Here is an 11,382-nt window from a genome sequence, read left to right as displayed (position 1 = left end):
GCTAATATGGGGACAGGCGGTCATAACGTTCCTTTGGTCTTAGATCATCAGAATAACATTAGAAAACTAACGCCTGAAGAATGTTTAAAACTACAGGGATTTCCTGAAGACTATAGTTTCCCTGAGGGTATGAGTAATGGGCATAGATACAAACAAGCCGGTAACTCAGTAACGGTTCCAGTCATTAAACGAATCGCTACCAATATCATCAAAACTCTTAATGGTGAAGATCTTTCTACAGAAGGTCTTTACTCAGAAAAACAGCCAATTCTCACAAACTAATAGATCACATATAGAAAAATATCATTATCAAGAAATCTTTAAGGGCTGGTTATTCAGTCCTTTTTATTTTGCCCTCACAGCGTCCATTCTGAGGCACTTCATAGGTTATAGCTATTAGTAATAAAGCTTTTCTGTTTGTGCTGCTGTGCAGGTGGTTTATTGCTTAATGGTTACATTACTAATGAGGGTGGCCTTAGACCTTACAAATAGAGGGGTTGAATAAAAAAAGTTTATCAGAAGGGTCTGTATAGTAGACAAAGAGGCTTTTTGAACGCATAAGATTCCATAACTCATTAGCATCCCTACCTTACAGAATTTTCTTCAACTCACAATAAAAAAAGCACCCATACGGATGCCCTACATTCCTCTTCTTTTAAGCTTATTATTTATATCACTAGCCACAAGACCAGGAATCTTCTTTTCTAACTCTCTGTTATTTTCTACAATAACTTCAGCTATTTTGTTAAATAGGTCTTCGGAATTTATATCTTCAACTTCCTTCAACTTGTTGAGTATTGCGTCTTTAGTTAATCCAATAGCCATTTCATCATCTCCTTTTGTCAGTTCATTTACTCAATTCGACAAGAGGTTAAATTTTCCTACTATGTAAAAATTTATTTGTAAGATTAGGACAAAGGAAGTAAAATAAAGAGGCAACATTACGAGACGAGGGTTCTGTCTTATGGCAGCAATCCGACCCTCTCTAAAGGGTGAAACTAATGGAGATCAAATTCTCTTTTTCTTTTGAGATGAAGATTTCAAGTGAGGGTGTCAGACTAGTGCTGGCTTTAACTAACCTTGCGGTAGGATTGCTTAGCCTGTAACAGGGCTAGGCTTTTTTACTTTTCACTTCACTACAGCAATCTTCCTTTTACCATATGTAGTAATAGACTTAAAAACCTTATGGAATCTACATTTTTCTGTTGCTTACTAGAATGATAACGGCTAGAATAATAGGTAACTTAATACGAACGGAAACAACAAAAAAGCCATTTCCTCATGTTAAAGGTTCGCACCCTCTAACGGAAATGACTTCTTAAAACCTAGTGTTCGCACCACTAAGTTAAATTTTAGCCCTGTAGCAGCAGGACTAATTTGATACCACCTATTATAAACTCTCCGTCCACTGGATTCAACTAGTAATTGCTAGGAACTTTCATACATAATCGGACAAAGTTTAACAAAAGGCGTTATCTCAATTTAACTTGTATGCAGACAGGTTATTGAGATAGCGTCTTTTTTGCTGTCTGTTCCCTGAGGTTGCCGATCAACTCAGGTAAATAAAATCGTCAGGTTAAGTCTTAGCCAATGCAATAATTAAGACGCCCCGTCATAGATTCCTATTCATCTGTGGCGGGTAAGGTGAGAACTACCTTTAAAGGTTCGGTGGTTATCGTTGACATTACGGTGTCAGGGAACACGTTCAGCTTGTCGCATAGGGGCGATATTATGTAGAGGACAAGCCATTGGCAGAGGACGTGCGTAGAGAAATCTACTAAGTGAATAGGGTCTACACATACGGACACATTGCGACACTGACGCAAGTAACCTGTAAGACGCTTATCCCTCCTATTCTGATTGATTGCTATTTTTAGCTTTCTCTCAGCATAGGGGATAAGTCTGCCTTCCAGCCGTTTCATTGCTTCTCTTCAGCAAGTCAAAAACCGTAAAACCAGTCAAGCATAATCAGCTAAATATGTTGAAGAAATTGCTGTTAAGCGTGTTGGGGTTGGTTTAGTAAGTGATGGAATATTATTTAATGAAAAACAGTGATTGCTGCTAAAACAGGATATAAAAAATTTCCCCACTAATCATAAAGATCAGTAGGGAACTATACTGTTGCTATGCTGTTAAACGGGAAGATTGGCTATTCAAGTATCGACCTTAATACTGATAGCCATACTTTAAATTTATCCATTAAGAGAAGAAGAACTTGCTTACGCCCACTTCCTTCGTCAGAGGAAATCTATAACAAGATTAACTTCATTTCTTTATCACTATTCATAGCTGGTCTAGTTTAAGTTTATTATTTGTTTTTTAGTTAAATGTGAAGTGATTTTCTTCACAGCGAAGCATCTTTTGAACTTATCTTTGTTACCGTTATAGCATTAGTTACAGTTATATTATCTTTAATTCTCTTAATAATAGGTGGACGAGATTGGACGTAATACAGGTATTCAATTGTAAAGATTTTGAAAACAGCTATGAAAGCAAGCGTACCAAGGGTTTTAGAATTGTCTGACTTTTTTAGAGAACCTGTACGATATTCCTGGGCTTTAGTGGGTTGGCGGTAGATTTTATTTGCTGTGATTAACCCTTTCTGCCAAGTTGCGTTAACACTGACATTTCATTATGTAAAAGTCACAAGGGATTAACGCTGTGATTGTGGCGGTCCTGAAGGGGTTTTATAATACCACCATCTTGTGATTGTTAAATATTTTGAAGAAATTGTCCTGTGCCTGTCCTAAATTGAACCTCTATTGCAAGTACGTAAATGAGAGGCAAGAGGCAAATAAAACATGGAGGTAAGGACAATGAGAACAAATGTTAGGAACGGTATTATTTTTTTAGGTGAGGTTGCTACTGATACGGGAACTATCCGAATTGGAGAAATTAGAACATTAGATTTAGAATTTGCTACTAAGGCAGACGGATTTTATCCTGTACTTGCTGAAACAAATGAAACTGGAATGGTGGAACGTATTTTCATAGATGTTAATCCGAGAAATTGGAACTTATTTAAGAATGACGAGATTACGATAATTGATCCTGATGATGTTGTTACAGGAACAATGGAGGAACTGTCATGAGACGTATTGAGGTGTTAAATCAGGTTAAGGAAATACTGCTGTTCCCTAGTGATAAAACTGCAAGCACTCAACAAGTAGCGTGGTTTTACCAGGTCGATAAAACAGTTATTGAAAAGGTTGTTTATAGAAACCTAGATGAAATAGTTGAAGATGGTTATACAAACGGAGTTTTCACAAGACGTGCCATTTTAAGAGTAGGTATGCTGTTAGAAGATAATGAAATAGCAAATGAAGTCATGAATCAATTGCTTAATATAAGTTTGAAATAGCTGTCAGAATAACACAAAGCCATTCTGGGGCGTTTTATTTTTTTAGACATAGTTAACTTAATCAGGAAACAAAAAAACGTTATATGAGGCTGTAAGGTGGCTTAAAATGCATGCAGGTAATTGTTTACTGCTTATAGAAAAAGCTAGTAAACTAATACCTGAGGTGATTGTATGAAGATCCGTGAAATATTTGAGTTAATTAAAACTGATACAATAGCGAATATCGCTAGAAGAGATGACGTTCATCTTTCGGAGAAACCTTTAAGGAACGCCTTGAAAAATGCAGGATATGAGTTTAGAAATTCAGGCAATAAGGGCTGGTATTACGTTGGTGATGGTGACGAAGCAAGTGTGCTAGAAAATTCTATTTATCATTACTCAAAAACAGGAAAAGCTACGGCTAAAAAGCGTAATACTAGCACTAATGAAAGTTCATTAAAAGCAAATACTAGTAAAAGTGATAGTGAAAAAATAGCAAAAAGCGAGTTGCTAGCTATTCAAAATAATAGCGAAAGTAATTTAGCTAGCGAGGAAATAGCTGTTACTAGCGAAAGTGCGAATAAAAGTACAAGTGAAAGCGAGTATGATGCTATTGATATGCTATTGTTGCAAAATGAAGATACTAGCAATAAGCGAGTGTACAGGGGCTTTTATTGGGACAAGGACGTAATTGACTTTGTTGATAATGTGAAGCATGGTAACAAAAGCGATTTAATGAATGAGATTGTAAGGACTGTTTTAAAAGCCAAAGGGTTAATCTAATCGAACAAATAGAAGCCGGCAGTGCTTATCATTACTGCAAATTTTTCAAGGCGAATGTATAGACTATACCTGTAAATGAGGGTGGTTTCTCATCCCTACTTAATGAGGACGGTAAGAGGGCTGGAATGGCTTAAACAGGTTAGCTTTCCGTCTGCGGATATCTGGTCAATTAAATGACATTATATTTCCCCTTTAAAGGTGTGGCATTGCCATGCCTTTTTAATTTGGTCTAAAGGTATAGATTACTAACTTAAACTGAGGTGAATCAAATGCTAATCGAATTAAAAGAAGGTGAACGCCTTCCCTATAAGCCTGAAATTACGGCCGATATGCTGCCATATTTACGTGCTGTTAGATCTCTTAATCAATCACAATTCGCTGATAAACTCGGGGTTCCTCAATCTACACTATCCCAGCTTGAATCAGGTGACAAAAGGCTAAGTGAACATTATGAAAAGGTTATTCGTAAAGGTATTGCAAAGCTACGTATCAGTTCTGAAGAAATCGAGTATATCAAACGAATGATAGAGATTAAGAAGCAACGAGGCTACAAGTGATATGGCAACTATTACACTGCTGCTAACACTGAAACTAATTTTACTGTTGAAAGAAAAGCAACAAGTTAACTATGAAAAGGTGGAATTAACATGAGTTTTAAACCGGAATTTATTAAAAGACTCGCTATGGGTGATGATGTTGCATATGAGGAAATCAAAGGCCTGCCACTACTTGAAAGAATGGCAATTGGCAATGCGGTAGACGAACTTAAACGTAAAGAAAATATCGTCCCTGTAGACGGTGGGAAGATGTCAATCTATGACCAGCCGAAAAGTTCATACTTTGATAACGAGGAAGTCGGCAAGGCTTTAGCTGAACGTATTCAAAGAGAAAAGGAACAAGCACAACTGAAAGAGAAGATCCGTCAGGAACAATTAGAAAAAGAAATCAAACAAAAGGTAGAACGTGCGAGGGCTGGACTGACTTACTAAATCTAATATCAATAAGGGATCGCCTTCTGGCGGTCTCTTTTTTATTTCTAAAGGGGGAAATGGAAATGGAGAAGGAAATCAAAAAGTTAATAAAGACAAGCTGTGCGAATTTCATAGAGGGACAATGTGCTTTATCCGGCAGAGAATGTCCTTTAATTGACGGTGGAGAATATCGAGGAAAGAAGATTCCTGCTACAGATAATCGCTGTTCATATTTTGAAAAGTATGTGCTACCAGCAGATAAAGCACTTGAGGCCGAGTATCACGGAAAAGATACGCTTTCTAAGAAGTGTAAGGGCTGTGGTAAAGGCTTTAGTTCGGTGGCAAACAGGGCTGTTTATTGTAGCGATGATTGCAGGAAATCAGCAAGAAGAAAGACTTTCGTAAAGGCTAACAATAAGAGGCTAAATAACAACAATTAGGGCTTTAGAAACTCAGTCATATCAAGAGGTTCAGAGGTTGGAAATTGAGGGGTAAGGTGTTTATACCCTGCCGACTTTAACTGTTGTTAAAAGAGAGGGGAATCTCATGACCAAGCGTAATAAAAGAAGCAAGAAAAGACAGAAGCGTCAGTTAATGAAAAGAGTGGCCAAAATTAAAGCTACAAAAACGGCTGCTATTGTAGAAAGCCCAGTGGAAACACCCTTCATTAAAACATGGCTTAACCCTGAGATAATAGATTCATCTCGTGCTATTCCTAGAAATGATCTGTACTTAGGTAAATACGAATCTGAGAATGTAGAGTATCAAAAGGAACTTAATACCGTTTATGAGGGCACTGTGATAGCTGTAGAACGGTACATGAACCGGAAGAGTACATTGCTACACCATTGTACTGAATGTGGTGTAGACTTTTACGGCCGGCCAGTATGGCTGCTAAATGGCTACCAGCCCCATGAGTGCTATTCGGTTTTTAGGCATAGTGCTAACAAAATAGCTAAATCAAAGAAGAAAAGACTTACGGAAGCTGATACAGAAAGAATGATTTTACTAGCTGAGGGCGGTATGACAATGACACGGATCGCAAAAGAGTACGATGTCACGAGACAGACCGTCATAAACAGATTAAGTAAGGCAGGGTTTAGGTGACCTTGCCTCTTTTTTTGGCCAAGTAGTCCCTAAAAAGTTCTCAGTCCCCCACAAAATTATTTTTTTCAGGAAACGGTTAATACAAAAAGGTAAAAAGGTTTGTTTTTCACGGTCTATTCTTCCTTATCCAACATTCTGTCCAGCCTCTTGTTGAGTACGTCCAGCCGTGTATGGACTTCATCGAACCCTGACCTCATGGTGTTCTTACAGTCTGCAAATGATTCTAATAGATTTTCTAAGGCTTTTTCTATTTGTTCTATCTTTTCATCATAAGTTTGGTTCAATCTGAATCACCTCTAATTTAATGTAATAACAGTTAGGTCCGAAAAGTAAACAATAGATGCAACAGGGAAGCCCTCAGCGACACGCCTTATGGTGATTGTGCATGAAGAGGTTTCAAATTTTGTGCCAATTTTTCCCACACAACAGAAGCGACCCCGGAGGCAGCCCCATTCCGCCCCCTAGCCCTTCGGCCTTACAGCCTCATAGTAACTCACAATTTGTTAGTTAGAGGAGTTACTTCTCCTCCCCACTGAATCCACTTCTTTTCTTCTATTTCATTGTATTTTAACTGTCATTCGTTTTCTATTCGTTCTTCTTATTACGTTAATCCATTCATTCCCTGTTTCGCTGTTCTGTTGGTGCTGAGGCGTGCCTCTTACCTTGTCATTGCTTTGTATTGACGTTATTCTTATGACCTTCTAAATGGTTGTATGAGGTTGTGACTATGAGTGCGAACCTTACTATCTATTATGGTAAGGCTGGTCTTTCATATGGTGAGGTACGGCTATTCGAGGCAGGGATTTATGGCAGATACTATTGTTCCTGATATTAGTCTGAGAATGGTATTGATATTTATAGATAAGCTGATAAAGGGCATGTAAATATAAAATAAAAAAACGCCTCTTTAAAAAAGCGTTTTTAATGTTCATCTTAGTTCTCCCTACAAACTAAAATCATCTAATGCTTCATCCATAACATCTTGATTGATCCCGATATATCGCAAAGTAACAGAAGGTGCTGAATGATTAAAGATTTCTTGTAGCATGGCAACGTCCTTTTTCTTCTGATAGAAGTGATAGCCGAATGTCTTTCTAAGTGTATGACAGCCTATTTCTTCAAGCCCTACAGTATCAGCAACCTTATTTAGTATTCTGTATGCCTGAACCCTGCTAATAGGCTTATCGCCTTTACGTGAAGGAAATAACAGTGCGTCATAATCCTTTCCTTTAATGTAGTATTCAATCGACTTAGCAAAAGCAGAATTGATTTTAAAACGCTTCTCTTTTCCTGTCTTAGCTTCTTTAAGAGTAATATGCGTTCTGTCCTTTACATCACTGACCTTTAATTTCAATAGGTCACTAATTCTAAGCCCCGTGTTGATTCCAGCAACAAACATGAACCAGTCTCTTAATGACTGGCGTTTTAATATGTCTTTGATTTCTGCAATTTTGTCTTTATCTCTAATCGGTTGAACTACTTCCATTATGTAAATCCCCTTTTATGTTTACTTTAGATTCTATTTTAGATTTCCGTTTCTTTCTTTTCTTCTAAGGCTTCCTCGTATGTCTTGAATATCATTACACCGTGCGTAGCTGAGTAAATTTCTTCTGCATTGTCTTCCTCATGAACTAGGACAAACTTCTTTACTGGTGAATCCTTGCCATCGTTGTACTGTTCAGCAACTTCTAATTTCTCATATAGCCAGTCATGGATTAAGTACATTTCTTTAATAATTAGTGAGTTTGTCATTTTAATTACCGCCTTTTTCTAATTCAATATGTAACCTTTAATGTAACTTAATAATACAATATGTAACATTGGATAGCAAGGACTTGTTAAAAAATAATTAAAACGTTGATATGTCAGCATTTACAGCCATTTTTTAATGTTACTTAATATGTATTGTGTTACATTCAGTCAAGGTAGAAGAGAAAATCACCTTCGGTAAATAAAAAATCTAAAATATCTCAAAAATCATTGACGTTTATTAAGTGATATCATATTATGATAATAAGGATATTCTATAAAAAGGAGATGATTTTTTGGATAAAAGTTATGAAGGAGTCATTTTGGAACTCTTAACACGAATACAATCCTTAGAGGATCGAGTTCATGTACTCGAAAATCATTCGGATGAAGAAAAAACAGTTTCAGATGAGGAAGTTTTTACAGAAGAAGATAATTCGCAAAAGATTACTCGATCAATTGCCAGGTCCCACGTAATGAACAGGCTGAACTCTGAGAATAGGGATTTGATGGCCATTAAAGGTAATAAGGCTTCTGGGGCAAGTATTATCGTTCAATCAAAAAAGAATCCTACCAAAGAATTAAAGGCGAAGTTTTACTACAGTAAAAGCCATTTGAAACACATTTCATCTTGGCATACTGTTTGGGCCAGGGACATTCAAGATGATCGAATTGATCTCCATATTTTTACCGTCTCTTTTAATCAAGAATTTTACACATTCTTCTTTACTAAAGATGAATTGAGGGATTTTATAAAAGGTAAGCGTAGTGATAATGCGGATTTATACCATTTCTACTTTCAGGAAATCAACAATAGGTTTGTAGAGGTTCGCGAACATGAATACGACGTTTCTAAATACTTTGACAGATGGGAATTAGTTTCTGATTTGATTTAAATAAGCATTTTTCTTCACAAAAAAACCACCTGATAAACAGATGGTTTTTTTTGTTACGCATTTTGAGTATGTTCAAGCACGAATTGATCATAGGATCCCATTTCACGGAAATCAATTGAGTAGTGATTTTCACTGTGCTTAAAGACAATAACCGAATCTATACCCAACACTTCAAGCTGTTCATACGTGAGAAGGTCTCCTTCTTCCAAGTCCATAACTTGTCTTAATAGCCATTCACCCAATGCCTTATTTGGATTAGACATTAAAGCTTTACTGTCCTGTTGGCATACTTTCGCGGACATGATCTCTTGATCGGGAAGTCGTAAGTCAAAACTTTCATCACGATCCGGGAAGAAGTTTGGCAGTACATTATGGATCCATTTCGGAATCGGGATATAGACCTCATTTGGATTTCGTTTTCTTCCGCCCGCATTCCATTGGTTAAGCCCACTTTTCTCAGGTACATGTCTTTGATTCCCGCGGTCAGAGAATAGAGGTAAAATGACATATTCAAGATTTTCTCTAGGATCAGCAACAACAGCCGGGGCTTGGATAGCTGGTAACTCAAAGTCAAACAGCTTTGCTAATTCCAAATATGGATTAGCTAAGATTTCAACATCAATCTCCAGGATCGGATCATTACCATTGGTGATAAAACGCTTGTATAAAGTGCTTTTTGTAACATTAAAGCTGTATTCATTTAAACCGTCTTCAAAAGTGATTGTATTGCCGTTATTGCTTATCTTGATGTTTGTGATTGCCGGAATATCCACCGAGTCCATCGGTGACTCATAAACCAATATCTTTCCTTCTTTACGAGTGACGCAGTGATATATCATTTCATGAATCTGATACGTTCGTTTTGTGAAATCAATACGTGCATTTCGCAGTTCTGCAACAATGCGAATGAGTTCTTTAGGAGACTTGTTACGATACAAGTCAGAATCCTTGTTAAACTCAGCAATTTTTTGCAGCGTCTTGCCATTTCCGTGGAGGAAGGTCTTAATCCCCACCCCTATACCGTTTAAGGAAGCGTCCGCTGAACAGTCATCACGCCCCAAATTATTTGCCCCAAATGCCTCGCAAAACGCGTTCTCTACGTTTCTTGAAACTAGGAAGGGTGATTCACTTTCAGAAAAAAGCTTGGATAATGATCCTGCAGATTTCATCATTCGCACGTAACTTTCTTGATTAACAATGGGTTGGTTGTTAGTTAACATTTTTCTTCCCCCTTTAATGGTTTGTAATTTTTAGTGAATCCTAAAAGGTAATCAGCTGACACGTCCAGTTCTTCGCAAATAGCCTTGAAATTCGCTAGAGATGGATCTTTTCTGCTACTCTCATATTGCGACCATGTGCTTGGAGAAATCCGGAGTTTTTCCGCAATCGCTTTTTGGGTTAATCGCTTCTTATCTCTAGCGTTAGCCAACCTTGTTCCAAAGAAATATGCCATTATTAGCACCTCCGTTATTTGGTAAATTCATCCTAACACCTTCACAATCGTAAATAGTCGAAAGTTTACGATTATATAATGCAAATAAACAATTCTGACTATTTACTTTGAGTAAATTTAGGACTATAATTACCAAGAGAAATAAGTACATTTTTAATACAAGCTATGCTAAAATGAAATTTAACAAACGATGTACGAACTAATGTTTGTAGGAGGAATTTGATTTGAGTTACAGAGTAGGAAGTTTGTTTGCAGGCATTGGTGGAACTTGCTTAGGATTTCAACAAGCAGGGGCTGAAGTCGTGTGGGCCAACGAAATGGATAAAAACGCGTGTATCACATATAGAAATTATTTTGGTGACACTTACTTAGAAGAAGGCGACATAAATTTAATTGATAAATCGACCATTCCACAATTGGATATTTTAATAGGTGGCTTTCCTTGCCAGGCATTTTCCATAGCTGGTTATCGTAAAGGATTTGAAGATGACAGAGGTAACGTTTTCTTTCAAATACTGAAGGTAATTGAAGCACAAAAAGAAAAACCTAAAGCGATAATGCTAGAAAACGTTAAGAACCTATTAACTCACGACAAAGGCAATACTTACAGAGTAATAGAAGAGGCGTTAGAGGCTTTTGGTTACACAATTAAAAAGGCAGTTCTCAACTCTATGGAATATGGCAATGTGCCACAAAATAGAGAACGAATTTATATAGTAGGTTTCTTAGATCCTGAAAAAACAGCAAAATTCATTTTCCCTAAACAGATCCCTTTAACTAATAAGCTTAATTCTGTTGTTGACCGTTACAATAAGTTAGATGACAAATATTATTACGACGAATCCTCTCAATATTATGAAATGCTAAGAGAAGGAATGGTAAGTACAGAAACGACATATCAGTTAAGACGTATCTATGTTAGAGAAAACAAGAGTAATGTTAGCCCAACGCTGACGGCTAATATGGGGACAGGCGGTCATAACGTTCCTTTGGTCTTAGATCATCAGAATAACATTAGAAAACTAACGCCTGAAGAATGTTTAAAACTACAGGGATTTCCTGAAGACTATAGTTTCCCTGAGG

The 11,382-nt window shown here is 37.1% G+C and carries 15 protein-coding genes; 10 read left to right on the top strand and 5 right to left on the bottom strand.

Translation table 11 applies throughout. From position 1 onward, the window contains the following. Positions 1-282: DNA cytosine methyltransferase (locus E2R53_RS22880; RefSeq protein WP_206197423.1), on the top strand; the 282-nt coding region annotated here is incomplete at its 5' end. A 357-nt stretch (positions 283-639) separates the two neighbouring features. On the opposite strand, the gene E2R53_RS22875 is transcribed toward E2R53_RS22880, so the two are convergent. Continuing rightward, on the bottom strand, positions 640-825 hold the full coding sequence (locus E2R53_RS22875; protein WP_133313954.1) for a hypothetical protein: 186 nt from the start codon (positions 823-825) through the stop codon (positions 640-642). Positions 826-2,816: 1,991 nt separating this feature from the next. Here E2R53_RS22875 and E2R53_RS22870 point away from each other — a divergent pair. The 7 genes from E2R53_RS22870 (at position 2,817) to E2R53_RS22840 (ending at position 6,201) form a co-directional block, all read left to right on the top strand. Then, positions 2,817-3,092 carry a hypothetical protein gene (locus E2R53_RS22870; protein WP_133313953.1) on the top strand — a complete coding sequence of 92 codons (276 nt, stop codon included), beginning with the start codon at positions 2,817-2,819 and terminating at the stop codon, positions 3,090-3,092. After that, on the top strand, positions 3,089-3,361 hold the full coding sequence (locus E2R53_RS22865) for a hypothetical protein (protein ID WP_133313952.1): 273 nt from the start codon (positions 3,089-3,091) through the stop codon (positions 3,359-3,361). The genes E2R53_RS22870 and E2R53_RS22865 overlap by 4 nt, the downstream gene beginning before the upstream one ends. Positions 3,362-3,532: 171 nt before the next feature. Then, the gene (locus E2R53_RS22860) at positions 3,533-4,123 is read left to right on the top strand and encodes a hypothetical protein (RefSeq protein ID WP_133313951.1); all 591 of its coding nucleotides are present in this window, start codon (positions 3,533-3,535) and stop codon (positions 4,121-4,123) included. A gap of 269 nt (positions 4,124-4,392) precedes the next feature. Further along, positions 4,393-4,680, top strand: a complete 288-nt coding sequence (locus tag E2R53_RS22855) for a helix-turn-helix domain-containing protein (protein WP_133313950.1) — start codon at positions 4,393-4,395, stop codon at positions 4,678-4,680. Positions 4,681-4,770: 90 nt separating this feature from the next. Further along, positions 4,771-5,112, top strand: coding sequence for a hypothetical protein (locus E2R53_RS22850; protein ID WP_133313949.1), 342 nt, complete (start codon positions 4,771-4,773; stop codon positions 5,110-5,112). A gap of 65 nt (positions 5,113-5,177) precedes the next feature. Next, positions 5,178-5,534, top strand: a complete 357-nt coding sequence (locus tag E2R53_RS22845; protein WP_133313948.1) for a hypothetical protein — start codon at positions 5,178-5,180, stop codon at positions 5,532-5,534. A gap of 106 nt (positions 5,535-5,640) precedes the next feature. Beyond that, the gene (locus E2R53_RS22840) at positions 5,641-6,201 is read left to right on the top strand and encodes a helix-turn-helix domain-containing protein (protein ID WP_133313947.1); all 561 of its coding nucleotides are present in this window, start codon (positions 5,641-5,643) and stop codon (positions 6,199-6,201) included. A 943-nt stretch (positions 6,202-7,144) separates the two neighbouring features. Here the strand turns inward: E2R53_RS22840 and E2R53_RS22835 are convergent. Together E2R53_RS22835 and E2R53_RS22830 are read right to left on the bottom strand one after the other, a co-directional pair. Further along, positions 7,145-7,687 carry a site-specific integrase gene (locus tag E2R53_RS22835; RefSeq protein WP_133313946.1) on the bottom strand — a complete coding sequence of 181 codons (543 nt, stop codon included), beginning with the start codon at positions 7,685-7,687 and terminating at the stop codon, positions 7,145-7,147. A 38-nt stretch (positions 7,688-7,725) separates the two neighbouring features. Further along, entirely contained in the window at positions 7,726-7,953 is a 228-nt protein-coding gene (locus E2R53_RS22830) for a hypothetical protein (RefSeq protein ID WP_133313945.1), read from the bottom strand. A gap of 293 nt (positions 7,954-8,246) precedes the next feature. Between E2R53_RS22830 and E2R53_RS22825 the strand changes: the two genes are divergently transcribed. Next, positions 8,247-8,846, top strand: coding sequence for a hypothetical protein (locus tag E2R53_RS22825; RefSeq protein WP_133313944.1), 600 nt, complete (start codon positions 8,247-8,249; stop codon positions 8,844-8,846). 53 nt (positions 8,847-8,899) lie between these two features. On the opposite strand, the gene E2R53_RS22820 is transcribed toward E2R53_RS22825, so the two are convergent. Together E2R53_RS22820 and E2R53_RS22815 are read right to left on the bottom strand one after the other, a co-directional pair. Continuing rightward, entirely contained in the window at positions 8,900-10,066 is a 1,167-nt protein-coding gene (locus tag E2R53_RS22820; RefSeq protein ID WP_133313943.1) for a restriction endonuclease PLD domain-containing protein, read from the bottom strand. Further along, on the bottom strand, positions 10,060-10,299 hold the full coding sequence (locus tag E2R53_RS22815; protein ID WP_133313942.1) for a helix-turn-helix domain-containing protein: 240 nt from the start codon (positions 10,297-10,299) through the stop codon (positions 10,060-10,062). The genes E2R53_RS22820 and E2R53_RS22815 overlap by 7 nt, the downstream gene beginning before the upstream one ends. A gap of 224 nt (positions 10,300-10,523) precedes the next feature. Between E2R53_RS22815 and dcm the strand changes: the two genes are divergently transcribed. Further along, positions 10,524-11,382: DNA (cytosine-5-)-methyltransferase (gene dcm, locus E2R53_RS22810; RefSeq protein ID WP_133313941.1), on the top strand; the 859-nt coding region annotated here is incomplete at its 3' end.

Origin of the sequence: Peribacillus frigoritolerans, assembly GCF_004358755.1 — a bacterium.
Taxonomy (GTDB): domain Bacteria; phylum Bacillota; class Bacilli; order Bacillales; family Bacillaceae; genus Bacillus_P.
Note: the sequence above shows the minus strand (reverse complement) of the source record. Positions and strands in the feature narration are given on the sequence as shown.